Origin of the sequence: Flavobacterium hercynium, from assembly GCF_002217285.1 — a bacterium.
Lineage (GTDB): Bacteria > Bacteroidota > Bacteroidia > Flavobacteriales > Flavobacteriaceae > Flavobacterium > Flavobacterium hercynium.
The window spans coordinates 176,309-198,658 of record NZ_MUGW01000020.1; the positions used below are offsets into that span (position 1 = coordinate 176,309).

Annotated in this window: 24 protein-coding genes, 2 tRNA genes and 1 pseudogene; 15 read left to right on the forward strand and 12 right to left on the reverse strand. The window is 33.8% G+C overall.

The window, feature by feature from the left end; translation table 11 throughout:
- Positions 1 to 17 precede the first annotated feature (17 nt).
- Complete coding sequence (locus B0A66_RS10745; RefSeq protein ID WP_089049830.1) at positions 18 to 1,412, forward strand: exopolysaccharide biosynthesis polyprenyl glycosylphosphotransferase; 1,395 nt, start codon at positions 18 to 20, stop codon at positions 1,410 to 1,412.
- Between the two features lie 3 nt (positions 1,413 to 1,415).
- Here B0A66_RS10745 and B0A66_RS10750 read toward each other — a convergent pair whose 3' ends face one another.
- Complete coding sequence (locus B0A66_RS10750; protein WP_089049831.1) at positions 1,416 to 2,549, reverse strand: lipoprotein N-acyltransferase Lnb domain-containing protein; 1,134 nt, start codon at positions 2,547 to 2,549, stop codon at positions 1,416 to 1,418.
- A gap of 38 nt (positions 2,550 to 2,587) precedes the next feature.
- Positions 2,588 to 3,655 carry a putative type IX sorting system protein PorV2 gene (locus tag B0A66_RS10755; RefSeq protein ID WP_244283432.1) on the reverse strand — a complete coding sequence of 356 codons (1,068 nt, stop codon included), beginning with the start codon at positions 3,653 to 3,655 and terminating at the stop codon, positions 2,588 to 2,590.
- Positions 3,656 to 3,846: 191 nt separating this feature from the next.
- Between B0A66_RS10755 and B0A66_RS10760 the strand changes: the two genes are divergently transcribed.
- Entirely contained in the window at positions 3,847 to 4,563 is a 717-nt protein-coding gene (locus tag B0A66_RS10760; RefSeq protein ID WP_089049832.1) for a CDP-alcohol phosphatidyltransferase family protein, read from the forward strand.
- 10 nt (positions 4,564 to 4,573) lie between these two features.
- On the forward strand, positions 4,574 to 5,413 hold the full coding sequence (locus B0A66_RS10765) for a glycoside hydrolase family 25 protein (protein WP_089049833.1): 840 nt from the start codon (positions 4,574 to 4,576) through the stop codon (positions 5,411 to 5,413).
- 197 nt (positions 5,414 to 5,610) lie between these two features.
- Here the strand turns inward: B0A66_RS10765 and lptB are convergent, their stop codons facing one another.
- From lptB to B0A66_RS10785, 4 genes are all read right to left on the reverse strand, one after another.
- A complete protein-coding gene (gene lptB, locus B0A66_RS10770; protein WP_089049834.1) occupies positions 5,611 to 6,351 on the reverse strand; it encodes an LPS export ABC transporter ATP-binding protein in 741 nt (246 codons plus the stop codon).
- 228 nt (positions 6,352 to 6,579) lie between these two features.
- Positions 6,580 to 6,930, reverse strand: coding sequence for a carboxymuconolactone decarboxylase family protein (locus B0A66_RS10775; RefSeq protein ID WP_089049835.1), 351 nt, complete (start codon positions 6,928 to 6,930; stop codon positions 6,580 to 6,582).
- Positions 6,923 to 7,741 carry a twin-arginine translocase subunit TatC gene (gene tatC, locus B0A66_RS10780; protein ID WP_089049836.1) on the reverse strand — a complete coding sequence of 273 codons (819 nt, stop codon included), beginning with the start codon at positions 7,739 to 7,741 and terminating at the stop codon, positions 6,923 to 6,925. Before tatC ends, B0A66_RS10775 begins: the two co-directional genes overlap by 8 nt.
- Positions 7,741 to 8,706 (reverse strand): KpsF/GutQ family sugar-phosphate isomerase, encoded by a 966-nt coding sequence (locus tag B0A66_RS10785; RefSeq protein WP_165766605.1) that lies wholly within the window; start codon positions 8,704 to 8,706, stop codon positions 7,741 to 7,743. Before B0A66_RS10785 ends, tatC begins: the two co-directional genes overlap by 1 nt.
- Positions 8,707 to 8,794: 88 nt before the next feature.
- Here B0A66_RS10785 and recQ point away from each other — a divergent pair, with 88 nt between their 5' ends.
- Positions 8,795 to 10,990 (forward strand): DNA helicase RecQ, encoded by a 2,196-nt coding sequence (recQ, locus tag B0A66_RS10790; RefSeq protein WP_089049837.1) that lies wholly within the window; start codon positions 8,795 to 8,797, stop codon positions 10,988 to 10,990.
- Positions 10,991 to 11,069: 79 nt separating this feature from the next.
- Here recQ and B0A66_RS10795 read toward each other — a convergent pair whose 3' ends face one another.
- Positions 11,070 to 11,312 carry a hypothetical protein gene (locus tag B0A66_RS10795; protein ID WP_089049838.1) on the reverse strand — a complete coding sequence of 81 codons (243 nt, stop codon included), beginning with the start codon at positions 11,310 to 11,312 and terminating at the stop codon, positions 11,070 to 11,072.
- Between the two features lie 130 nt (positions 11,313 to 11,442).
- On the opposite strand from B0A66_RS10795, the gene B0A66_RS10800 reads away from it, so the two are divergent.
- Genes B0A66_RS10800 through B0A66_RS10815 form a run of 4 tightly spaced genes read left to right on the forward strand, consistent with a single transcriptional unit; the run spans position 11,443 to position 14,634 of the window.
- Positions 11,443 to 11,694 carry a hypothetical protein gene (locus tag B0A66_RS10800; protein ID WP_089049839.1) on the forward strand — a complete coding sequence of 84 codons (252 nt, stop codon included), beginning with the start codon at positions 11,443 to 11,445 and terminating at the stop codon, positions 11,692 to 11,694.
- Positions 11,691 to 11,957, forward strand: a complete 267-nt coding sequence (locus B0A66_RS10805) for a type II toxin-antitoxin system RelE family toxin (protein ID WP_089049840.1) — start codon at positions 11,691 to 11,693, stop codon at positions 11,955 to 11,957. Before B0A66_RS10800 ends, B0A66_RS10805 begins: the two co-directional genes overlap by 4 nt.
- 19 nt (positions 11,958 to 11,976) lie before the next feature.
- Positions 11,977 to 13,536, forward strand: a complete 1,560-nt coding sequence (locus tag B0A66_RS10810; protein WP_089049841.1) for an NAD(P)/FAD-dependent oxidoreductase — start codon at positions 11,977 to 11,979, stop codon at positions 13,534 to 13,536.
- A 6-nt stretch (positions 13,537 to 13,542) separates the two neighbouring features.
- Complete coding sequence (locus tag B0A66_RS10815) at positions 13,543 to 14,634, forward strand: DUF6630 family protein (RefSeq protein ID WP_089049842.1); 1,092 nt, start codon at positions 13,543 to 13,545, stop codon at positions 14,632 to 14,634.
- 190 nt (positions 14,635 to 14,824) lie between these two features.
- On the opposite strand, the gene B0A66_RS10820 is transcribed toward B0A66_RS10815, so the two are convergent.
- The 4 genes from B0A66_RS10820 to msrB all read right to left on the reverse strand — a co-directional run bounded on the left by B0A66_RS10820 (position 14,825) and on the right by msrB (position 18,529).
- Positions 14,825 to 15,784 (reverse strand): quinone oxidoreductase family protein, encoded by a 960-nt coding sequence (locus B0A66_RS10820; protein WP_089049843.1) that lies wholly within the window; start codon positions 15,782 to 15,784, stop codon positions 14,825 to 14,827.
- A 38-nt stretch (positions 15,785 to 15,822) separates the two neighbouring features.
- Positions 15,823 to 17,232: an aminopeptidase P N-terminal domain-containing protein gene (locus tag B0A66_RS10825; RefSeq protein WP_089049844.1), complete on the reverse strand. Its 1,410-nt coding sequence runs from the start codon at positions 17,230 to 17,232 to the stop codon at positions 15,823 to 15,825.
- 125 nt (positions 17,233 to 17,357) lie between these two features.
- The gene (gene msrA, locus B0A66_RS10830; protein WP_089049845.1) at positions 17,358 to 17,966 is read right to left on the reverse strand and encodes a peptide-methionine (S)-S-oxide reductase MsrA; all 609 of its coding nucleotides are present in this window, start codon (positions 17,964 to 17,966) and stop codon (positions 17,358 to 17,360) included.
- An 8-nt stretch (positions 17,967 to 17,974) separates the two neighbouring features.
- On the reverse strand, positions 17,975 to 18,529 hold the full coding sequence (gene msrB, locus B0A66_RS10835) for a peptide-methionine (R)-S-oxide reductase MsrB (RefSeq protein ID WP_089049846.1): 555 nt from the start codon (positions 18,527 to 18,529) through the stop codon (positions 17,975 to 17,977).
- Positions 18,530 to 18,825: 296 nt separating this feature from the next.
- On the opposite strand from msrB, the gene idi reads away from it, so the two are divergent.
- The 7 genes from idi to B0A66_RS10870 all read left to right on the forward strand — a co-directional run bounded on the left by idi (position 18,826) and on the right by B0A66_RS10870 (position 21,928).
- Positions 18,826 to 19,353, forward strand: a complete 528-nt coding sequence (idi, locus tag B0A66_RS10840) for an isopentenyl-diphosphate Delta-isomerase (RefSeq protein WP_089049847.1) — start codon at positions 18,826 to 18,828, stop codon at positions 19,351 to 19,353.
- Positions 19,354 to 19,371: 18 nt separating this feature from the next.
- Positions 19,372 to 19,785, forward strand: coding sequence for a 6-carboxytetrahydropterin synthase (locus tag B0A66_RS10845; protein WP_089049848.1), 414 nt, complete (start codon positions 19,372 to 19,374; stop codon positions 19,783 to 19,785).
- A 1-nt stretch (position 19,786) separates the two neighbouring features.
- Positions 19,787 to 20,245 carry a peroxiredoxin gene (locus B0A66_RS10850; RefSeq protein ID WP_089049849.1) on the forward strand — a complete coding sequence of 153 codons (459 nt, stop codon included), beginning with the start codon at positions 19,787 to 19,789 and terminating at the stop codon, positions 20,243 to 20,245.
- Between the two features lie 38 nt (positions 20,246 to 20,283).
- Positions 20,284 to 21,252: a type I phosphomannose isomerase catalytic subunit gene (locus B0A66_RS10855; RefSeq protein ID WP_089049850.1), complete on the forward strand. Its 969-nt coding sequence runs from the start codon at positions 20,284 to 20,286 to the stop codon at positions 21,250 to 21,252.
- A 56-nt stretch (positions 21,253 to 21,308) separates the two neighbouring features.
- Entirely contained in the window at positions 21,309 to 21,575 is a 267-nt protein-coding gene (locus tag B0A66_RS10860) for a hypothetical protein (RefSeq protein ID WP_089049851.1), read from the forward strand.
- Between the two features lie 68 nt (positions 21,576 to 21,643).
- A tRNA-Thr gene (locus B0A66_RS10865) sits at positions 21,644 to 21,717 on the forward strand.
- Between the two features lie 137 nt (positions 21,718 to 21,854).
- A tRNA-Thr gene (locus B0A66_RS10870) sits at positions 21,855 to 21,928 on the forward strand.
- A gap of 199 nt (positions 21,929 to 22,127) precedes the next feature.
- On the opposite strand, the pseudogene B0A66_RS22845 reads toward B0A66_RS10870, so the two are convergent.
- Positions 22,128 to 22,350: pseudogene (locus tag B0A66_RS22845) on the reverse strand (hypothetical protein); the annotation flags it as partial.

Sequence of the window (22,350 nt, forward strand, 5' to 3'; positions counted from 1 at the left end):
TAAAACCTACCTAACCAATGTTTCTAAAAAAGAAAATTCATTTCGAAATTTCGGAGAGAAAAGTTCTGCTTCATATTTTTGATGCAATTTTTGTTATCTCGGCATTGCATTTACTGAGTAATATTGTCCATTTTCAATACTTCAAATTTTCATCAGCAAATTTTTATTGGGAAATAGTTTTAGTTCTATATATTTATATGTTTGGTTCTATTTTCGAAATGTATAATTTACAAGTTGCCAGTAATCAGTTTCAAGTTTTAAAAAGCACTGTTTTTACCGCTACAACAACTGTTTTTTTCTATATTTTAACGCCTATTATAGCGCCTGGATTACCAGAAAAGCGTCTTTCTATAGTTATATTTTATTTTGGAGTTCTATGTTCCTTATTAGCCTGGCGTTATATCTATGTATACTTTTTGGCGACGCACCGTTTTGTACAAAATGTAGTTTTAATTTGTGATCAAAATGAGGTGGAGGAATTAGTATTAGGCCTTGAGAATGTCGATCCTCATTATAAAATAATTGGTTTTGTAAATTCAGATTCTGTTTCAGAAAGAAATATTGATTTTCAGTATGTAAAAGAAATACAAAAAGAAGAATTAAAAGATTTTGTGATACAAAATAATGTGGCAGAAATTGTAATCGCCTCTCAAAAGACAGATGGAATTACACCTGATTTGTATCAACAACTACTTCATTTGTTAGAGCTGGGTAATATAATCAGAGAGTATACACAAGTTTACGAGAGTAAAACCCAACGTATACCGGTACATTATATCTCCAGAGATTTTTACAGATTTTTCCCTTTTAGCAGAAGTAACAATAATAAATTGTACCTGCTTTTAATTCGTATTCTCGAATATTTTTTCTCATTCTTGGGGTTATTATTTTGCGTTGTTTTTATACCATTTATTTATATTGGAAATTTTATAGGCAATAAGGGAAGTTTGTTTTACACACAGGAGAGAGTGGGTAAAAACGGAGTGGTGTTTGAAATATATAAATTTAGGTCGATGGTTCAGAATTCTGAAGCAAACGGAATTGTTTTTGCCACTTCAGGAGATAAACGGATCACTCCATTTGGGCGTTTTATGCGAAAAACAAGGATAGATGAGCTGCCACAGTTTTTTAATGTTTTAAAGGGAGATATGGCAGTAATAGGGCCTAGACCTGAACGTCCGTTCTTTGTGAATGAAATTGCTCAAATAATGCCTTTTTATGAAACACGACACGTTATTAAGCCAGGTCTTACGGGTTGGGCACAAGTAAACTATTCTTATGGAGAATCTATAGAAGAAAGTTTAATAAAACTACAGTACGATCTATACTACATCAAACATAGAAGTGTTTTCCTTGATTTGAGTATTACTTTTAAAACGATAACAACCATCTTGTTTTACCGAGGTCAATAAAGCCTAGATAATAATTGGAATACGTTTTTTATTTCGAATAGCAACACGCACCAAAACAAAACCACTTGTAATAATAATTGGCAGGACAATTACAAAATGAGCTTTGTTAATCATAACAAAAATGTACGCTACCAAAAACAAAAGATGCAGAAGAGCAAATCGGTAAGTCCATCTCTTATTATTGGCGATTGATAGAAAAATCAAAATCAGTAAAAGCGGACTGAATAAAAGTACATTATAGTTCATTGCTAGTTCCTGATGGAAAGAATAGAAACCAACACCAACAAAAAACACTCCCATTAAAGATAAGATCAAAAGGTAAATTTTGTCTACTAATTTATTATGTGCCAATACTACAAAACCAAGCAAGATTAAATAGGTGTAAATATTATTCCACCAAGATGTTGGAGTTTCTTTTTCAAAAAGTAATAATGTTTTCGTTTTCCCAGCTAATGGTTTATTTTGATAAGTAGTCTCTTCAAGGCTGTTTTTTAAGTCAAAAGGCAAAAAGATACTTGTGCCTAACTGATCTACTTTTGTACCAAAAATAATGCTTGTTCCTAACTTTTCATAGAAATGACCATCGAAGTAAGGATATAAAATGGATCTATACGTTATATCAGTATCATGTTTTTTTGCAATTACCTTTCCCTTTAAACTTGTGTTAATCACATCGACTACCATCGAAGTGCAATTTTTGTCAATAAATTTATAAGTGTAATAACGATTGTCAGAGAATAAGGTCGTGTTTAATTGATCAAAAAGCTTTTGTTTTAATTCAGGAGAAATAAGCAGTTCCTGTTCAAAAACACTTCTTCTTTCACTAGTGTAATTATCTAAAAATTCCGCAAAAGAAATTGCAGATACAAAATATTGTAAATCTCCTTTTGCAAATTTCGCAACAAAATTAGGAGTTCTAAAATCGAAATTTCCATAATTATAAGCAATGTCAAGATTGTTAACAGGATCAAGAACTCTTATAGCTGTGTGGCCAAAAAAAGTGTAACTTTCATTTCCCAGTCCACAAGTAATAACACTGATTTTTGCCTCTTTTGATAAAGGTACATTTTGACTAAAACCAAAAAAACTTAGTAATAATAAACTAAAAAGTGTTGTTTTGAAAAGGACATTTTTCATGATTTAAAATTTTAAGAAGTGTAGTGGTTGTGTAAATATTATCTAAAGATACCTAAATCTACTTTCAAAGAAAAAATATTTGAGTACAAAGCGGTACTTTGGTTGCCTAAGTCAGTCAGAGCGTAGTCAATCTGAATACCTTTGTACTTGAATCCTAAACCAATATTTGGTTGGAAATTAATTTTCTCTGTATTGTCTAACTGCATCACATTCTGAAAATTTCCTGCACCTGCTCTTAAAAATACAAGATCATTATAACCAAATTCAAAACCAACAGCCGGATCAATACTTACTACTTTTGAAGAAATGATATCATTGGTTTGTTCAAAGCGCATATTCAGATTAGTAGCAACCAGAAGGCTATAATCAGCATGAAAATCGAATTTCTTTGAAACACCTAATTGTGCTTTCGGTAAAGTAATTTCAGTGCTTTCCGGTAATTCATTATTTTCTCCCGGAATAGCATCAGCAATTTTTTGATATTCTTCTTCATTAATATTCCAAACGTTGTATGTTGTCGTGATGTCACGAAGCATCAAACCAAATTTCCAGTCATTGCGTTCAAATTGAAGACCAAAATCAAAACCGAATCCCCAGGAGTTAGCAAACTTACCAATAACGCGGCGAATAACTTTAGCATTCAAACCATATTGAAATCCTTCAACAGGCAGTTTTCGGGCATAGGAAAACGTAAAACCATAATCAGCGGTGGAGAATAAACTAATTCGGTTGTAATCGATATTTCCTTGGTTGTCGATCAATTGTGTAGTGTCCATGATATCGTCAACTCCAAATCGAATCATCGAAATTCCCCAGGCACTATTGTCATCAATTGGACTTGCGTATCCTATATAATCGTATTGTGCAATATTGGCAAAATAACTAGCATGCATCAATGAGATCTGATGATCTTCAAGATGTGTCAGACCGGCAGGATTCCAGTAAACAGAATTCACATCTTTTGTAGAAGCCACCACCGCACTAGACATACCTAACGCAGCAGCATCAACACCAATATTCATAAACTCATTCGAATATTTTCGAACAGCTTGCGCATATTGTGCTGTGTAACTCCAAAATAATAATAGCAGTAAAAGCTTCTTCAACGGATTTTGTTTAGCAAACCGAAGTCTGTTTTAATTTTCATCAAAAATATAATATTTTACCCATCTAATTTCTTCCTTTTGATAATTATTGCGAAAGTCAGAACCACTAAATAAAAAACTCTTGCTAAAACGCAGAGAACATAGAGTTATTATACTAAATTTGTTGCTTAAGATTATCAAAATTATAAATCATGAATATTAAAAAGCACATTCCAAATTTAATTACATTAATTAATCTTTTTTGTGGCTGTATTGCCATTGTTTTTGTTTCACAAGGCGATTTTTTAATGGCTTTTTACATGGTTTGCTTAGGAATCTTTTTTGATTTTTTTGATGGTTTCTTTGCAAGATTATTCAAAGTTTCGAGCCCACTTGGTTTGCAATTAGATTCTTTGGCTGATATGGTTACCAGCGGAGTAGTTCCGGGATATGTAATGTTTAGTCTGTTTTCAAAAGGAGCAAATCCTCATGAAGTTATTGGATCAGTTTTTATTCCATTAGTCGGTTTTATCGTTACGTTAGGTTCTTGTTATAGATTAGCAAATTTCAATATTGACACCCGCCAAACCGATTCATTTATTGGTTTGCCAACACCGGCAAATGCTTTGTTTATTTTAAGTTTGCCATTGGTTATTGAATTTTCGGATTCTTTATTGATATTCGAAATTTTGTCCAATCATTGGGTTTTATTAGGTATAACATTATGTAGTGCTTACATTTTGAATGCTGAAATTCCATTGTTTTCTTTGAAAATTAAAAAGTTCAATCTAAAGGATAATGTGTTGCAAGTAGTGTTTTTATTCGTTTGTATTGTTTTGGTACTGTTACTTCAGTATATCGCAATTCCTTTAATAATTATTTTTTACGTGTTATTGTCAGTTGTGAATAATATGTTTTTGAAAAAGTAGTTTTATTCGAATGGCAAGAAGAACGACTAGAAAAGCCAAACAAGGCAGATCTTTTTTTAGCAGCGTATTTCGCTTTATTTTTTACACTTTTTTAATAGCCTTTTTTCTGGTTACGATTTATCATTATCGTGCCGGACTTGCCTATTATCTGGGTTTTAATTCAGATAAGGTTTTAGAAGAAGATGAGGTAGACAAACATCTTTCTGATGTTAGAAATATTAAAGTGCTTGAAAATCACAAAGGAAAAGTGGTTGGTATTGATGTTTCTGAATTTCAAGGTAAAATCGATTGGGATGAAATCTCGATTTTAGAAGAAAAATATCCAGTACAATTTGTATTCATACGTGCAACAGCAGGTAATGATCGTGTTGATCGAAAATTTAAACGCAACTGGGACGAAGCTAAAAAGAAAAAGATAATGCGTGGCGCTTATCATTATTACCGTCCAAATGAAAATTCTATTGAACAGGCTAATCTTTTTATAAAAACAGTAAAATTGCAAACAGGAGATTTACCGCCTGTTTTAGATATTGAAAAATTACCTAAAAATCAGTCATTAGATAGTTTGAAAAAGGGACTAAAAAGATGGTTGGTTAAAATTGAGGCACATTATCAGGTTCGCCCGATTATTTATACAGGAGAAAGTTATTACGATGATTTTTTGAAAGAAGAATTCGGAGAATATCTATTCTGGATTGCCAATTATAATTTCTACAGAGAAAAAATTGAAGAAGATTGGCTTTTCTGGCAATTTACAGAGAAAGCATCTTTGCCGGGAATAAAAAATCGTGTTGACGTAAATATTTATAATGGCGATATAGAGCAATTGCAGTTTATCACTGTCGAATAGTTTTTTAGATTGGTCAGTGTTCAGTTTTTTTAGTGTTCAGTTTTAGTAGAACTCTATAAAGTGGTCAGTGTTCAGCTCTTTACTGTTCAGTTTTTAGTATTGCTATATAAAAAGTGTTCAGTATTCAGTTTGTTTAGTAATCAGTTTTTAACTGAACACTATCAAGCTGAACACTGAACACTAAAAAAAACTGAACACTAAAATTCTAATTTCTTTTTACGTAATTCGAAATTTTGTCCAAGGTAAACACGACGTACCATTTCGTCCTCTACTAATTCTTCAGGAACTCCCGCTTTTAGAATTCCTCCTTCAAACATTAAGTACGTTTTATCAGTAATAGCAAGGGTTTCTTGTACGTTGTGATCCGTAATTAAAATTCCGATATTTTTATTTTTTAGCTGCGCAACAATTCTTTGAATATCCTCAACCGCAACAGGGTCAACTCCTGCAAAAGGTTCGTCTAGCAGAATAAATTTAGGGTCAGTAGCCAAGGCACGTGCAATTTCAGTACGACGACGCTCACCTCCAGAAAGTAAATCTCCTCTGTTGGTACGAATATGTTCTAAGCTAAATTCTTCAATTAAACTTTCCATTTTAGCAATTTGCTGCTCTTTAGAAAGCTTTGTCAATTGCAAAACGCTCAAGATATTATCTTCGATACTTAGTTTTCTAAAAACAGAAGCTTCCTGTGCTAAATACCCAATACCTTGTTGTGCACGTTTGTACATCGGATAATCGGTAATATTTAAGTCGTCAAGATAAATGTTTCCTGAGTTTGGTTTTACCAAGCCTACGATCATGTAAAATGAAGTCGTTTTCCCGGCACCATTTGGTCCCAAAAGTCCAACAATTTCACCTTGATTTACTTCAACAGAAATTCCTTTTACAACACTGCGGCCTTTGTAAGTTTTGATTAAATTATCGGCTCTTAGCTTCATTTAGTTCAATTAGATAATTAGATAATTAGAAAATGAGATAATTGGAAAAACTAACTCACATTCAATTTTATAATTTTATTTGAAAGGCAAAATAAATGTAAAATAATCAATTCGATAAATCAATTAACAAATTATTGCGTTTTCAAAATTTAGAATTTGTGCTTAAAAAATTAAATAATCAGAGCATTTCGAGAAATTATCTAATTATCAAATTGACACATTTTGTAATTATTTTTCGGCTTCTTCCAGTGCTTCCCAGAATTCGTATGCTCTGCGTAAATGTGGCACTACAATTGTTCCTCCAACCAAAGTTGCAATTCCCATCGCTTCCATCATTTCCTCTTTGGTAACACCTTCTTTATGACTTGTTTCTAGATGATATTTTACACAATCATCGCAACGTAAAACAGCTGATGCAACTAGTCCTAAAAGTTCTTTTGTTTTTACATCCAAAGCACCTGCAGCATACGCATTGGTGTCCAGATTAAAAATTCGCTTTACAATTTTGTTATTGTCAGCGAGTAATTTTTCGTTCATTTTAGAACGGTAGTCGTTAAATTCTTGTATGATATCAGACATTATTTTCTTTCAATTTATTTTTATAAACAATCCTTGAAATAAGGATACTTAACTCGTAAATAATCAACATTGGAATCGCTACAATGGTTTGACTCACAACATCTGGAGGTGTTACAATCGCAGCTACAATCAAAATAATAACTACAGCATATTTCCAATACTTTCTTAAAAAATCAGGAGTAACTAATCCTAGCTTAGTTAAGAAGTAAATAATAATTGGCAATTCAAAAAACAATCCGCTGGCAATAATACTTGTTTTTACCATTCCCATGTAAGAGTCTAGAGTAAATTGATTCTTTACTACATCACTCACAGAGAAAGTAGCAACGAAATTTACAGACATCGGAATTACAACGTAATAACCAAATAAAACCCCTAAAAAGAAAAGGATAGAAGATGTCGAAATAAAGATTTTAGCATTTTTTCTCTCTTTCTCATATAATGCAGGGCTAATGAACTTCCATAACTCCCATAAAATATAGGGAAAACTCAAAATGAAACCAGCAAGAATACACATCCATACGAAGATGTTTACCTGACCTTCCATTTCAGTATTTTGAATAATGAAATTTAATTCTGTAATACAAATACTGTCCGCGAATCCTAACTGATGTGATAAATCACAAAACCATTGATAGGTGAAAAACGTAGGTCTTGTTGGGCCTAATATAACATCATCAAATAAATAATCACTGATAAAGTATGTTGCAAAAGCCATTATCAATATAGCAATTGTGCTTCTTACTAATAGCCATCTTAATTCTTCAAGATGATCTAAAAACGACATTTCGTTTAGGTTTTTCTTTGCCATTATACAATTCCCTCTTTTAAAATGTCATGTAAATGTAAAACGCCTTTGTAGGTTCCGTTGTCAGAAACGATTAATTGCGTAATCGAAAAATCTTCTAAAATATTCAGAGCATCAACAGCCATAGTGTCTGAGGATACCAGTTTCGGATTTTTAGTCATAATATCTTTAGCTGTTAAATCTGCAATTGAATCTCTGTCGTTTAGCATTCTTCTAATGTCTCCATCAGTAATAATACCAATAATTTTGTCGTTTTCTACAACGGCTGTTACGCCTAATCTTTTCTCCGATATCTCAAAAATCACTTTTTTAACCGATGTGTCAGGAGATACAGTTGGTTTTAATGAATTTTCGATCATGTCTTGTACACGAAGTAATAATTTTTTACCTAAAGCTCCACCCGGATGATAAATAGCAAAATCTTCAGGTTTGAAATCGCGCATTTCCATAAGGCAAACCGCAAGAGCATCACCCATAACAAGTTGTGCTGTGGTACTATTTGTTGGTGCTAAATTTATAGGGCAGGCTTCTGAATCAACAGTAGTATTTAAAACATAGTCAGAACCTTTAGCTAAGAAGGAAGTAATATTTCCGGTCATACCGATCAAAATATTTCCAAAACGTTTTAATAACGGAACTAAAACTTTTATCTCAGGACTGTTTCCGCTTTTAGAAATACAAATAATAATATCATCATTTTGTATCATTCCTAAGTCACCATGAATAGCTTCTGACGCGTGCAAAAACATAGAAGGAGTTCCGGTAGAGTTAAAAGTAGCCACCATTTTTTGAGCAATGATCGCGCTTTTTCCAATGCCCGTAACGATCAGTCGGCCTTTGGTTTCATAAATGCGTTGTACAGCATCGTAAAAATTTTCATCTAAGAAATCAATCAGCTTTGTAATGGCTTCACTCTCAGAGAGTATTGTTTTTTTGGCAATAGCCAATATATTTTCTTTTGTAATCAAAACAGATAATTTATAAATTTGTATGTATAAAAGAAAGTTGTATCTTTATGTGTTGCAAATTTATACAAAATATCCCTTAATCTAAAGAATGAATTCAAACGAAATTGAAATACACAAGGAATTAAAGAAGTATTTCGGCTTTAGCCAATTTAAAGGCTTGCAAGAGCAGGTAATTACAAGTATTTTAGGAAAGACGAATACTTTTGTAATTATGCCAACCGGCGGAGGAAAGTCTCTTTGTTATCAATTACCCGCTTTAATTCAGGATGGAACTGCAATTGTAGTTTCTCCTCTTATTGCTTTGATGAAAAATCAGGTCGATGCTATTCGAAGTCTTTCTTCGGAAAACGGAATTGCGCATGTACTGAATTCTTCACTTACCAAGACAGAAATTGCTCAGGTTAAAAAAGACATCTCGTCCGGATTAACCAAGCTTCTTTATGTAGCACCGGAATCTTTGACTAAAGAGGAATATGTTGCTTTTTTGCAAAGTGTTTCTATTTCATTTGTCGCTATTGATGAGGCGCACTGTATTTCAGAATGGGGGCATGATTTCAGACCGGAATACCGAAATCTGAAAAACATCATCAAACAATTGGGGCAAGTTCCAATCATTGGTCTTACTGCAACTGCAACACCAAAAGTTCAGGAAGATATTCTTAAAAACCTGGACATGTCAGATGCTAATACTTTTAAGGCATCTTTCAATAGACCCAACTTATACTACGAAGTTCGTACAAAAACTAAAAATATAGAATCGGATATTATTCGATTCATCAAACAACACAAAGGTAAATCAGGTATTATTTATTGCTTAAGCCGTAAAAAAGTAGAATCGATTGCCGAAGTTTTACAAGTTAACGGAATCAGTGCTGTTCCTTATCATGCAGGTTTAGATGCCAAAACCCGCGCCAAACATCAGGATATGTTTCTGATGGAAGACGTAGATGTAGTTGTGGCTACAATTGCCTTCGGGATGGGAATCGATAAGCCGGACGTTCGTTTTGTAATTCACCATGATATTCCAAAATCGCTTGAAAGCTATTATCAGGAAACCGGTCGCGCAGGACGTGATGGAGGAGAAGGACATTGTTTAGCTTACTATTCCTATAAAGATGTAGAAAAGCTGGAGAAATTCATGTCTGGGAAACCTGTAGCAGAACAAGAAATTGGTTTTGCATTGTTGCAGGAAGTTGTTGCTTACGCCGAAACTTCAATGTCGCGCCGTAAATTTCTATTGCATTATTTCGGGGAAGAATACGACAGTGAAAATGGTGAAGGTGCAGATATGGACGATAATGTTCGTAATCCAAAGAATAAAATTGAAGCCAAAGATCAGGCTGTTAAATTGCTTGAAATTGTTCGAGATACCAAACATATTTACAAATCAAAAGAAATTGTTTATACTTTAATTGGTCGTATAAACGCTGTGATTAAAGCACATAAAACAGATATACAGCCATTCTTTGGATCTGGTTCAGATCATGATGAAAAGTATTGGATGGCATTACTGCGCCAAGTTCTGGTTTCAGGCTATTTGTCTAAAGATATTGAAACGTATGGTGTGGTGAAAATTACACAGGAAGGTTTGAATTTTATCAAAAATCCGGTTTCGTTTATGATGTCAGAAGATCATGAATATAGCGAATCTGAAGATGAAGCAATCGTAACCGCATCAAAATCTTCTGCAACGGCAGATGAAGCTTTAATGGGAATGTTGCGAGAACTGCGTAAAAAAGTAGCTAAAAAATTAGGTGTTCCTCCTTTTGTAGTTTTTCAGGATCCATCTCTTGAAGACATGGCTTTGAAATATCCAATTACTTTACAGGAATTGTATAATATTCATGGTGTTGGTGAAGGGAAAGCAAAAAAATACGGTGCCGATTTTGTTACATTGATTAGCCGTTATGTCGAGGATAACGATATCATTCGTCCGGACGATTTAGTTGTAAAATCTACAGGAGTAAATTCAGCCAACAAATTATACATCATTCAAAACATAGATCGAAAATTACCTTTGAGCGATATAGCTTCTGCAAAAGGACTTTCTATGGATGCTCTGATCAAAGAAATGGAAATGATTGTTTATGCAGGAACGAAGCTAAATATCAAATATTGGCTTGATGATATGCTTGATGATGATCAGCAGGAAGAAATTCACGATTATTTCATGGAATCAGAATCAGATAAAATCGAAGACGCTCTTAAAGAATTCGATGGCGATTACGATATTGATGAATTGCGTTTAATGCGTATTAAATTTATTAGCGAGGTGGCTAATTGAATCTTAAAGTCGAAAGTCATAAAGTCCAAAAGAGCTTTGAGTGCAAACTTTACAGCTTTCGACTTTATAACTTTAAGACTTAAGAAGGTTCATAGATTTCCCCGCGATGCGGTTTCAAAGCATCCCTTACCTGAATCATATTTTCATCGGTTACTACCATAAAGGCGATGGCATACATGTCGTCTATGATTTTATGCCCCGTAATATTTAACGGAAATTTTTCGATAGCGATATATTCTTTCAAATGAATTTCGTGGTGTTCAGCAGTTTTTGCAGCGGCAGGACCTCGGAAATCCCAAATTAGTTTTATTTTTCTGGACATTATTTTTTAGGTACAAAGATTGTGAGGTACAAAGGTACAAAGTCTATTTTGAAAATAGTTTTGCATATAGTAATTAATTATATTGTATATACGGTATATATAGTATATTTTTGTGTAAAATTTATTGAGAATGAGAAAGTTGATAGATATAGATGAAAAGACCCTGACAAAATTGAAAGTGATTTCGATATTTGAGAAAACCAGTGTTAAAGGATTAATAGAAAATGCAGTGCAGATTTATTTAAAAAGTATTCAGACCAATCAGTTTAATAATTTGTCAGACGAAGAAAAAGAAGATTTAGGATTGTTGATGTTGATGCAGGAAGTTGATAGAAAGGATAAAGTCAGTGAAGATGAAATTTTCAAAATTCTAGGTAAATGATAGTTGAATACTTAAAACAATTTTCAAAAGATCTACAAAAAATTAATGATCAGAGTTTAAAGGATAGTTTACTTGAAATTATAATAAACCTGAAAAATGCAGAAGATTTAAGCGATCTTTCGAATGTAAAAAAGATGAAAGGTCATTCTGAAGCTTATAGAATACGGATTGGAAAGTATAGATTAGGATTTTTTTTTGATGGAGAAGTCGTAGAACTTGCTAGATTTGCAAAACGGGAAGATATTTATAAGTTATTTCCATAAAATTTTAGAATTCAAAAAAATGCCAAAAGAACTTCTTTTACAAGTTTCTCCGGAAATAGCAGCAAATGATGTATTGCTAAAAGACTATTTGTCTAAACAAATAAAGGTTTCTCCAAAAGAAATTCAACATGTTTCTATTTTAAAACGATCTATTGATGCTCGTCAAAAAGCGATAAAAATCAACCTTAAAGTTATTATTTATTTGAAAGGGGAAGCTTTTCAGGAAACTAAAATCGAATTACCTGTTTATAATGATGTTTCTTCTGCTCAGGAAGTAATTGTAGTGGGAGCTGGTCCTGCCGGATTGTTTGCAGCTTTGCAATTAATAGAATTAGGCTTAAAGCCGATTGTATTAGAGCGTGGTAAAGATGTTCGCGGACGTCGCCGTGATTTGAAAGCTATAAATGTAGATCATCTTGTAAATGAAGACTCTAATTATTGTTTTGGAGAAGGTGGAGCAGGAACATATTCTGACGGGAAATTATACACGCGATCTAAAAAACGCGGTGATGTAACCAGAATTTTAGAGCTTTTAGTCGCTTTTGGAGCTTCTGAAGATATTTTGGTTGAAGCACATCCGCACATCGGAACAAATAAATTGCCAAAAATTATCGAGGATATCCGAAATAAAATTATCGAATTTGGTGGTCAGGTTTTATTTGAAACCCGAGTTACCGATATTTTGGTGAAGAATAATGAAGTTGAAGGAGTTGTTACTCAAAATGGAGATAAGATCCTTGCCAATAAATTAATTCTGGCAACTGGACATTCAGCACGTGATATTTTTGAATTACTGGATAAAAAGAAAATTTTTATCGAAGCAAAACCTTTCGCATTAGGAGTTCGTGCAGAACATTCGCAGGAATTAATAGATAGTATTCAGTATAGTTGCGATTATCGTGGTGAACATTTACCACCTGCGCCATATTCTATCGTAAAGCAGGTAAATGGCCGCGGAATGTATTCTTTCTGCATGTGTCCGGGTGGTGTAATTGCACCTTGTGCCACAAGTCCGGGAGAAGTAGTGACCAATGGCTGGTCGCCTTCTAAACGTGATCAGGCAACAGCAAATTCAGGTATTGTGATCGAATTAAAATTAGAAGATTTTAAGCCTTTTGCAAAATTTGGTGCATTGGCCGGAATGGAATTTCAAAAAAGTATCGAACAAAAAGCGTGGCATTTAGCAGGTGAATCCCAAAAGGTACCGGCACAGAGAATGATCGATTTTACACAAAATAAAGTATCAGCAGAAATCCCGAAGACATCGTATGTTCCCGGAACGACTTCTGTAGAAATGGGGCAGGTTTTTCCTGGGTTCTTGTCACAAATATTACGCGAAGGTTTTAAAGAATTCGGAAAATCAATGCGTGGTTATTTAACCAACGAAGCTATTTTGCACGCACCTGAAAGCAGAACTTCGTCGCCAGTTCGTATTCCTAGAAATGCTGTAACGTATGAACACCAACAAATAAAAGGGTTGTATCCGTGTGGTGAAGGAGCAGGATATGCAGGTGGAATTATTTCTGCTGCTATAGATGGTGAAAAATGTGCTTTGATGATTGCTGAGACTTTGAAATAAAAAAATATGAAGAATTTCTTTTCTAATTTGTTTGGTCGAAATAACGATCCGGAATCAATTGTTTCGTTTGATATTATAAATTCTATTTACTCCTACTTAGTGAATGAGCAGAGTAAACTTGAGTTTAAAATCAAAGGTATTCATGAAAATGTATTTGTAAACATGTATTCGTTTCCTAATTCATTTGATTATGATGAGCCTAGAAAAGAGATTAAAGAGGCAGGTTTAAATAATTCGTATGAAGTTTTAAACGAGCTGTACAAAAAACTCAATATCGGATTGGTTTCTGAAGAGGAAGTAAGTAAGGAATTAGAATTCGATTATATTCATATTGAGTTTTATACGAAACCAAGCCCGGAAATGAAAAGCCATTTAAATTATGTGCTGCATAACTTTATGATTTTCTTTTGCTGTACAAATAGTTTAGAAACGAATGATTTTAGAATATTACACAAAACCGGTCATTTTTTTAATTATACCAAAAGCTTATTAGAGGCAGAATATATTGATATCAAAACACCTGTAACTGATATTCAAAAAATAGGATTTAAAGAGTTCGAAAAAGTTATTCAGGGAATTTGTCAATATCTTAAAATCGAAATACCGGAAAGTATAGTGCTTCCTTCGCAAGAGAATTTATTATTTGACGAAAATGATGTTACAATCGAAGATTTTGAAGAGTTTATTCAGTTGGTGGCAAGACAAGATGTAGAAGAGAAATTGGTTAAAAAACAAGCAAAAAAACTTTTTAAGAATTATAAGAAAGGTGCTGCGAATTATCACGCAAGTGTCGATGGACATTTTGATTTTTTTGAAAGTGTTGATTGTTGGAATAGTGATTGGAAATTTGATCCTGAAGATGCAGAGTATTTTATTTCGGATATGATTGGGCAGGATTTAAATTTTGAATACCCTGAAGAAACGTACAGTCATAATTTGTTTCCTTATATTCAATCAGCATTAGAGAAATTAGATCTGGAGTTAATGACTTACGATACGCATGGTGATAATTATTTATTTTTTGTTGCCAATAAAAAAGATGTTGACAGAATTTTAGAATTGTCTGAATTGACGAAGATCGAAGTAAATCAACTGTAGATTATAATCTGAAAAGAAATCGCCACGAATTTTTTAATTTTTTGCGGTATTTTGATTGAAACTGTTTACGCGTGAGGGATAGGAGCAGTCCGCCGCGGCGGAGCGGATAGCCCGACAGCAATAAAAAAAGGGGCGACTAAGCGATTGCAATAGTCAGCCCCTTTTTTTATTGGTGGCACGCCCAGATTATTTAAGGGATTAGTATAATTTTTCCGGTGCTTTTTCGGCTTTCGAGATAATCGTGTGCTAATTTGCCTTTGGATAGTTTAAAAGAGGTTGGCTCTGAGAGCGTGATTTTTCCTTCGATAATCCAATTAAATAACTGATTGGCTCTTTTGATTCTTTCTTCTTTAGAATTGAGGTAACTCCATAAATCACCGCCAGTTAAGGTTTTTGAAGTATCCATTAACATTCTCGGATTGATTAATTCGGGATCTCCGCCTGCCATTCCGAAGAAAACAACTTGTCCGCATTCTTTTGTAACTTCGAAACTTTCCATTAGCGTACTTCCAATACTGTCGTAAACAACATCTACTCCTGTTGGAATAATATTGAATAGCGCTGTTTTCCAGTCTTCATTGTATAATAAAACATGGTCCGCACCTTGATCGTATGCTACTTTTGCTTTTTCTGCAGATGAGGTTAAACCAATAACATTGGCACCTAAAAATTTACTGATCTGAGTAAGAAACTGACCAACGCCACCTGCAATAGCATGTATTAAAACGGTTTCACCTTTTAAGGTTTTATGGCTGTCTGTTGCTAAATAATGTGCTGTCAGACCTTGTAATAATATGGATGCTGCGGTTTCAAAAGAAATTTTGTCAGGCAAAGGCAAAACATGATTTGTATTAACAGCAACCAACTCTGCGTTGGCAAACGGAATATCGGCAAAAGCTATGCGGTCTCCTATTTTATAATCTGGATGATTGTTAGCATCGACAATTATTCCGGCACCTTCGTAACCCGCAATAAAAGGCGGATTCCCTTTTAGGTGATAATTTCCTTTTCTTCTGTAAACGTCGGCAAAGTTTAATCCTATGGCTTTCATTTCCACAAGAATTTCATCTTTTTTCAATTCAGGATTCGGGATTTCGATATATTCGAGAACGTCAGAATTTCCGAAGGAAGAGAAGGTAAGTGCTTTCATTTTGATATTGAAGTAGGAGATTATTGTTTATTTTAAAATTATATTTTAGGGAATTTCATTTCGTTAAACTTGCTTTTTTCTTTCGCTAATTTTTCGATTTCATCCCATTTTCTAGGAGAATCGGCGGATAAGTTTTCGTATGAATCTTTTAGTATCAATAAATCATCTTCGATACGAACACCAATGTTCCACCATTTTTTGTCACATTTGCTGTTTGCTGGAATATAAATTCCTGGTTCTACAGTAATCACCATGTTTTCTTTTAGCAGCGTTTGAGGACCTTTGAAGTTTCCTTTGTCGTGCACGTCTAAACCAAGAAAATGCGAACAGCCGTGTGTGTAGTATATGCGTACATCTTTTGGATCTGTAATAATTCCCAATTTGATTAAGCCTTTTGCTAAAACCTCTTTAGCAGTATTGTTAAGATCGATCCACGGAGTTCCTTCTTTACAGATTTTAAAAACTTCTTCTTGTGCTTCGTATACTAATTCATAGATTGCTTTTTGTTCTGGAGAGAATTTTCCATTAGCAGGAACCGTTCTTGTTACATCTGCTGCATATCCATGGTATTCAGAACCAACATCCATAAGTAATAATTGATTGTCTATTTTAGTGCTATTGTTTTCGCCATAATGCAAAATACAGCCGTTTGCTCCGGCACCAACAATTGGCGGATATCCTTCGCCTTCTGCTCCATATTTTTTGTGAATGTACGCGTGAATTCCATCGGCTTCATTTTCGCTCATGTCTGGTCCAACAGCTTTCATAACTTCATTATGAGCAACGCAGGAAAGTTTTGCAGATTTGCGCATGAGAACGATTTCTTCCGGAGTTTTAATTTCTCTAAGTGAGTTCGTGATATTGGCAAACGTTTCTAATGCTTCTTTGTTTTCAGCTGTTATTCCGGCTTTGGTTTTGAAAATCTGAAGTAAACCATACAAATCAAATTCATTTCTGGTACCATCTATATTAGTTGGTAGTTTATCGTAGATTATTTTGTCAAATTTTTTGAAATCGATAGCAAAATCTTTAAATTCCTTTGCGTTGTAAGCGGCAGAAATTCCAAGTTTAGATTTTGTTCCTTCAGTGCCTAAGCGTCTTCCGGTCCACATTTCGTGTGTAGCATTTCTTTCTCTCACAAAGAATAATTCCGTATCTCCGTTTGCCTGAGCATCTTTAAAAATAAACAAAACAGCATCTGGTTCTTTATAACCGGTTAAATAATACATATCCGGATTTTGATGAAAGTTGTAATTGATATCTCTTGAAAAAACTCTTTCGGGATATGAAAATACAACAGCAACAGAATTAGCGGGCATTAAGGCTCTGAAAGCTTCTCTTCGTCCTTTGTGAAATTCTTTGGTAAGATAATCTGTAGGGAGGTTTTCTTGTGAATGAATTGGAGTAAGGGTAATTAAAAAGGCAAAGAGTAAGAGCAGTTGCTTCATTTTTTTAGTTTTTAAGTGTCAATTTAGTTTTTTAGCAGGGGCAAATTACGAAAAAATGAAATACTGTTTTAAATAAAAAAAACCGCTCATTAAAAAATGAACGGCTTGTTGTAATAATCGTGGAACTATTTTTTTTTGAGTTTGTCTTTAAAGACTTCTTCGAATTTTTCTAATTTAGGCTGAATAACCATTTTGCAATACGGTTTGCTTTGGTTGTTCGAGTAATAATTTTGATGGTAGGTTTCCGCTTTATAAAATTTAGTAAGAGGATCTACCTTTGTTACAATAGGTGTGTCATACACTTTTGCTTTATTCAGTTCAGCAATGATTTTTTGAGCAGCTTTCTTTTGCTCATCGTTTTTGTAGAAAATTACAGAACGATATTGAGTTCCTATATCATGACCTTGTCTGTTTAAAGTGGTTGGGTCATGAACAGTAAAGAAAACTTTGAAAATTTCATTAAGATTTGTTACGTTTTTATCAAAGGTAATTTGCACTACTTCGGCATGGCCAGTTGTTCCTGTACAAACATCTTCGTAGCTGGGATTAACTGTCTTTCCTCCTGAAAATCCTGAAACAACAGATTGTACGCCGTTTAAGTTTTCGTAAATCGCTTCCACACACCAATAACAGCCTCCGCCAAGTGTAATGGTTTCGAGATTTGATGTTTTTTGAGCTTGTGCAAAACCGTTTATGGATAATGCCAAAATACAAATTGCAAGTATGTTTTTCATGTTTTTAATTATTTAGCTGAATCAGGAATAAAATCAAGTGCGATTGAGTTCATGCAGTAGCGTTTTCCGGTTGGTGCAGGTCCATCATCAAAAAGGTGACCTAAATGTCCGCCGCAACGTCCGCAAAGGGCTTCGGTTCTTTCCATAGAAAGCGAATTGTCTACTTTGTAAACAACACTATTTTTATTTTGCTGTTCAAAAAAGCTAGGCCATCCGCAGCTGCTCGAAAATTTTGCTCCTGATCTAAAAAGTTCGTTACCGCATGATGCGCAATAATAAGTTCCTTTTTCATCTGTGTTCCAGTATTTTCCTGTAAATGGACGTTCTGTATTGGCTTTACGCATAACAGCATAAACATCATCAGATAGTACTTTTTTCCATTCTGCATCACTAACATGAAGTTTTGTGGTGTCTGTATTAGAGTAATATGGATTTCCTGGTTTGCTTATTTTGTTTTCTGTAACTACAGTTTTTGCAGGTTGCTTTTTCATAGATTGTCCGCACGCTTGAAACATAAAAAGCGGAATTAAAAAGCAAAGGCTAAGGTAATATTTTGTGTTCATAATTTGAGGTATCTTAATTAATGAAAGACAAAGGTACAAAGAGACTTCGTGTACAAATGTCAGCTATTTTACAATTCAGTTTTATTTAAGTATGATTTAACTTTTTATTATTTACGTAAAACAACTGAACTTAGTTTTGAAGTCTTATTTTTCAAGGTTTTTTTGTTATTTGTTCAATTTTAATTATTTGTTTGTTAGAGTGTTACAAGATAACTTCCTAGTTAAACTTTTCACAATCTTGTTTAGGATTTTCAAGCCATTACTTTTTTCGTATTTTTGTTTGTTCAAAATTTTATATGATAGAAGAAAACGTAATATTAGTTGATCAAAACGATAATCAAATTGGTTTGATGCCAAAATTGGAAGCGCATGAAAAAGCGCTTTTGCATCGTGCATTTTCTGTTTTTATCTTGAATAGTAAAAACGAAATTATGTTACAACAACGTGCAAGAGGAAAATACCATTCTCCGTTGCTTTGGACAAATACCTGCTGTAGTCATCAGCGAGAAGGTGAATCGAATATCGAAGCCGGAACCCGAAGATTGTTTGAAGAAATGGGTTTTAAGGCGGAACTAAAAGAATTGTTTCATTTTATTTACAAAGCTCCTTTTGATAATGGTCTTACAGAACATGAGTTTGATCACGTAATGATTGGCTATTATAATGACAATCCTGAAATTAATCCGGAAGAAGTTGAAGATTGGAAATGGATGAAGATTGAAGATGTAAAAGCAGATATTGAAAAACAGCCCGAAATTTATACCGTTTGGTTTAAAATAATATTTGATGAATCGTATCATTATTTAGAAGCCAACAAAATTTAATAAGCGAACCAAACCTAAATGAGAGTAACCATATCAAGAAAAGCGCATTTTAATGCTGCACATCGATTGCACAGGAAAGATTGGACATTTGAAAAAAACGATGCTGTTTTTGGAAAATGTAATAACGCCAATTTTCATGGTCATAACTATGGTTTAACAGTAAGTGTTACAGGAAAAATTGACCCGGAAACTGGTTTTGTTTTAGATGTGAAAGTATTAGCGGATATTATACTGGAAGAAGTAGAAATACCGTTTGATCACAAAAACCTGAATCTGGATGTTCCGGAATTTGAGGATTTGAATCCAACAGCTGAAAACATTGCTGTTGTGATATGGAATAAAATTAGAAAAAGAATTCAACCCGATTTTGATCTTGAAATTGTTTTGAATGAAACAGACCGCAATTTTGTAACTTATAAAGGAGAAGAATAAAATGTCATTAAAAACAGGAGATATAGTTCCGAATTTTACTGCAGAAGATAGTCACGGAGAAGTTTTTGAAAGCAAAAGTCTTTTAGGACGAAAACCATTAGTGATTTATTTTTACCCAAAAGATAATACGCCTGGTTGTACTACCGAAGCGTGTAGCTTTAGGGATCAATACGAAGATTTTAAAGATTTAGGAGCTGAAGTCATAGGAATCAGCAGCGATAGTGTAAAATCGCATCAGAAATTTGCCAACAAACACCAATTGCCATTTATATTGCTATCAGATCACGATAAAAAATTGAGGCACCTATTTGGTGTGCGAAATAATTTATTTGGTCTTTTACCAGGGAGAGTAACCTATATAATAGACCGCAATGGTGTTGTTATTTATGTTTTTGACAGTATGAATGCTGCCAAGCATATTCCAAAAGCATTAGAAATTATTAAAGAATTAGTACTGTAGTACAAACAACCATAACCAAATATTAGCCATTAGAAACTATGAAACCAAAATTTTATCCTTTACAATTTGAGCCCATCTTAAAAGAAAGAATATGGGGAGGCGAGAAGCTTAACACGATTTTAAACAAACCAATTGTTTCGAAAATTACGGGCGAAAGCTGGGAATTGTCTACAGTAGAAGGTGATGTTAGTGTAGTATCTAACGGAGATTTTAAAGGACGCTCTTTAATGGATCTTATTGATGAAATGCCAAACGAAATTTTAGGTACCGAAGTTTATAAACGATTCGGAAAACAATTTCCGTTGCTTTTTAAATATCTGGATGCTCGCGAAGACCTTTCGATTCAAGTTCATCCTAATGACAAATTAGCCAAAGAACGTCACAATTCGTTTGGTAAAACCGAAATGTGGTATGTAATGCAAGCCGATACCGATTCCCGAATTATTGTTGGATTTAAAGAGGATTCAAGTAAAGAGGAATATGTAAAACATTTAAATGATAAAACGCTCGTTTCTATTTTAGATGATGTAAAAGCCAAGTCAGGCGATGTTTTCTTTTTGGAAACAGGAACAGTACATGCTATTGGAGCGGGATTAGTTGTTGCAGAAATTCAGCAAACTTCTGATATTACGTATCGTTTGTATGATTTCGACAGAAAAGATGCTCAGGGAAATACAAGAGAACTTCATGTAGATTTAGCATTAGATGCTATTAACTATAATAAAGTAGATACGCAGAAGAAATACGATACGAAAACAGATACTTCTAATGTGGTAGTAGATTGTCCGTATTTTACAACCAATTTTATTCCGTTAGAAAATAAAGTTAAGGTTGCTAAATCAGGAACAAGTTTTACTGTTTATATGTGTATTGAAGGAAGTTTTGAAATCGAGTTTAATGATTTTAAACAAACGTATAAAAAAGGAGATACCGTTTTGGTTCCGGCTGAGATAAATGCATTTATTTTGAGCGGAAAAGCTTCAATTTTAGAAATTTACATTTCATAGCGCTTAATAAAAAGATTATATGTACTTTTGCAGTCGCAAATTAAAATTAAAAAAAAATGGCAAACGTTAAGAATTTAAAGAAAGACATCAACTTCGTATTAGGAGATATTATAGAGGCAATTTATTTATTTGAAATGTCTACATCAGGAAATCCTACTCCGGAAACGAATGCTTTGATCGATGAAGCTATCGCTGCTTTCGATACTTTGATCACAAAAGTAAACGCAAAAAACGTTGAAAATAAAAAAGCACACTTCAAACAAATCAATGTTGAATTAGAAGAAACTGCTAATCAATTGATTACTAAAATCAACGCATTGTAGTGAAAAAAAAGTGCAAATTTATTTTGGAAAAACGAAAATCCGCTTTATATTTGCACCCGTAATGAGTCGCCAGCGTAGCTCAGTTGGCTAGAGCAGCTGATTTGTAATCAGCAGGTCGTGGGTTCGAGTCCCTCCGCCGGCTCAACATAAAACCATCACTTTTTTAGTGGTGGTTTTTTTTATGTCTGGATATTTTAGGGTTGAAAAATTTTTTAAATAAATTTTAAAAATGTTTTGGAAAAACGAAAAATCAGATTATCTTTGCACCCGTAATGAGTCGCCAGCGTAGCTCAGTTGGCTAGAGCAGCTGATTTGTAATCAGCAGGTCGTGGGTTCGAGTCCCTCCGCCGGCTCAACATAAAACCATCACTTTTTAGTGGTGGTTTTTTTTATGCTCATTCCTAAATGAAATGTTCATTATTAATTTTGGATCAACACGATATATCCTAAAATACCTAACAGGTTTTTAAAACCTGTTAGGATAACATATTTCAATTACATTTCCTGACAGGTCTTCGAGATCTGTTAGGAATAGATTTTATCACTTTTAAATCAATTAATTTTAATTTTCTCAACTTCACTTTCAAGTAAAAGCTGACTCGCGTCCAGCATTTTGATTACATGTATGTAGGGCGTTAGCAAATCAGAATCAAATTCTACAATAGTGGGGCGTAAAGCCAGATGTATTACTTCGCATAGAAAGAATTCGAAGTCGGCTAAGGAATGCTCTGCAAACGCATTTTCAAACACAATAAGGATCAATACAAAAACCTGT

Coding starts and splice junctions, on each gene's coding strand:
- B0A66_RS10825 (WP_089049844.1), bottom strand. CDS start 17,232: ATGAAGCAACTGCTCTTACTCTTTGCCTTTTTAATTACCCTTACTCCA.
- tatC (WP_089049836.1), bottom strand. CDS start 7,741: ATGGCAAAGAAAAACCTAAACGAAATGTCGTTTTTAGATCATCTTGAA.
- B0A66_RS10855 (WP_089049850.1), top strand. CDS start 20,284: ATGAAACCAAAATTTTATCCTTTACAATTTGAGCCCATCTTAAAAGAA.
- msrB (WP_089049846.1), bottom strand. CDS start 18,529: ATGAACACAAAATATTACCTTAGCCTTTGCTTTTTAATTCCGCTTTTT.
- B0A66_RS10845 (WP_089049848.1), top strand. CDS start 19,372: ATGAGAGTAACCATATCAAGAAAAGCGCATTTTAATGCTGCACATCGA.
- B0A66_RS10745 (WP_089049830.1), top strand. CDS start 18: ATGTTTCTAAAAAAGAAAATTCATTTCGAAATTTCGGAGAGAAAAGTT.
- B0A66_RS10860 (WP_089049851.1), top strand. CDS start 21,309: ATGGCAAACGTTAAGAATTTAAAGAAAGACATCAACTTCGTATTAGGA.
- B0A66_RS10760 (WP_089049832.1), top strand. CDS start 3,847: ATGAATATTAAAAAGCACATTCCAAATTTAATTACATTAATTAATCTT.
- lptB (WP_089049834.1), bottom strand. CDS start 6,351: ATGAAGCTAAGAGCCGATAATTTAATCAAAACTTACAAAGGCCGCAGT.
- B0A66_RS10775 (WP_089049835.1), bottom strand. CDS start 6,930: ATGTCTGATATCATACAAGAATTTAACGACTACCGTTCTAAAATGAAC.
- msrA (WP_089049845.1), bottom strand. CDS start 17,966: ATGAAAAACATACTTGCAATTTGTATTTTGGCATTATCCATAAACGGT.
- recQ (WP_089049837.1), top strand. CDS start 8,795: ATGAATTCAAACGAAATTGAAATACACAAGGAATTAAAGAAGTATTTC.
- B0A66_RS10815 (WP_089049842.1), top strand. CDS start 13,543: ATGAAGAATTTCTTTTCTAATTTGTTTGGTCGAAATAACGATCCGGAA.
- B0A66_RS10800 (WP_089049839.1), top strand. CDS start 11,443: ATGAGAAAGTTGATAGATATAGATGAAAAGACCCTGACAAAATTGAAA.
- idi (WP_089049847.1), top strand. CDS start 18,826: ATGATAGAAGAAAACGTAATATTAGTTGATCAAAACGATAATCAAATT.
- B0A66_RS10810 (WP_089049841.1), top strand. CDS start 11,977: ATGCCAAAAGAACTTCTTTTACAAGTTTCTCCGGAAATAGCAGCAAAT.
- B0A66_RS10820 (WP_089049843.1), bottom strand. CDS start 15,784: ATGAAAGCACTTACCTTCTCTTCCTTCGGAAATTCTGACGTTCTCGAA.
- B0A66_RS10765 (WP_089049833.1), top strand. CDS start 4,574: ATGGCAAGAAGAACGACTAGAAAAGCCAAACAAGGCAGATCTTTTTTT.
- B0A66_RS10750 (WP_089049831.1), bottom strand. CDS start 2,549: ATGAAAAATGTCCTTTTCAAAACAACACTTTTTAGTTTATTATTACTA.
- B0A66_RS10850 (WP_089049849.1), top strand. CDS start 19,787: ATGTCATTAAAAACAGGAGATATAGTTCCGAATTTTACTGCAGAAGAT.
- B0A66_RS10805 (WP_089049840.1), top strand. CDS start 11,691: ATGATAGTTGAATACTTAAAACAATTTTCAAAAGATCTACAAAAAATT.
- B0A66_RS10795 (WP_089049838.1), bottom strand. CDS start 11,312: ATGTCCAGAAAAATAAAACTAATTTGGGATTTCCGAGGTCCTGCCGCT.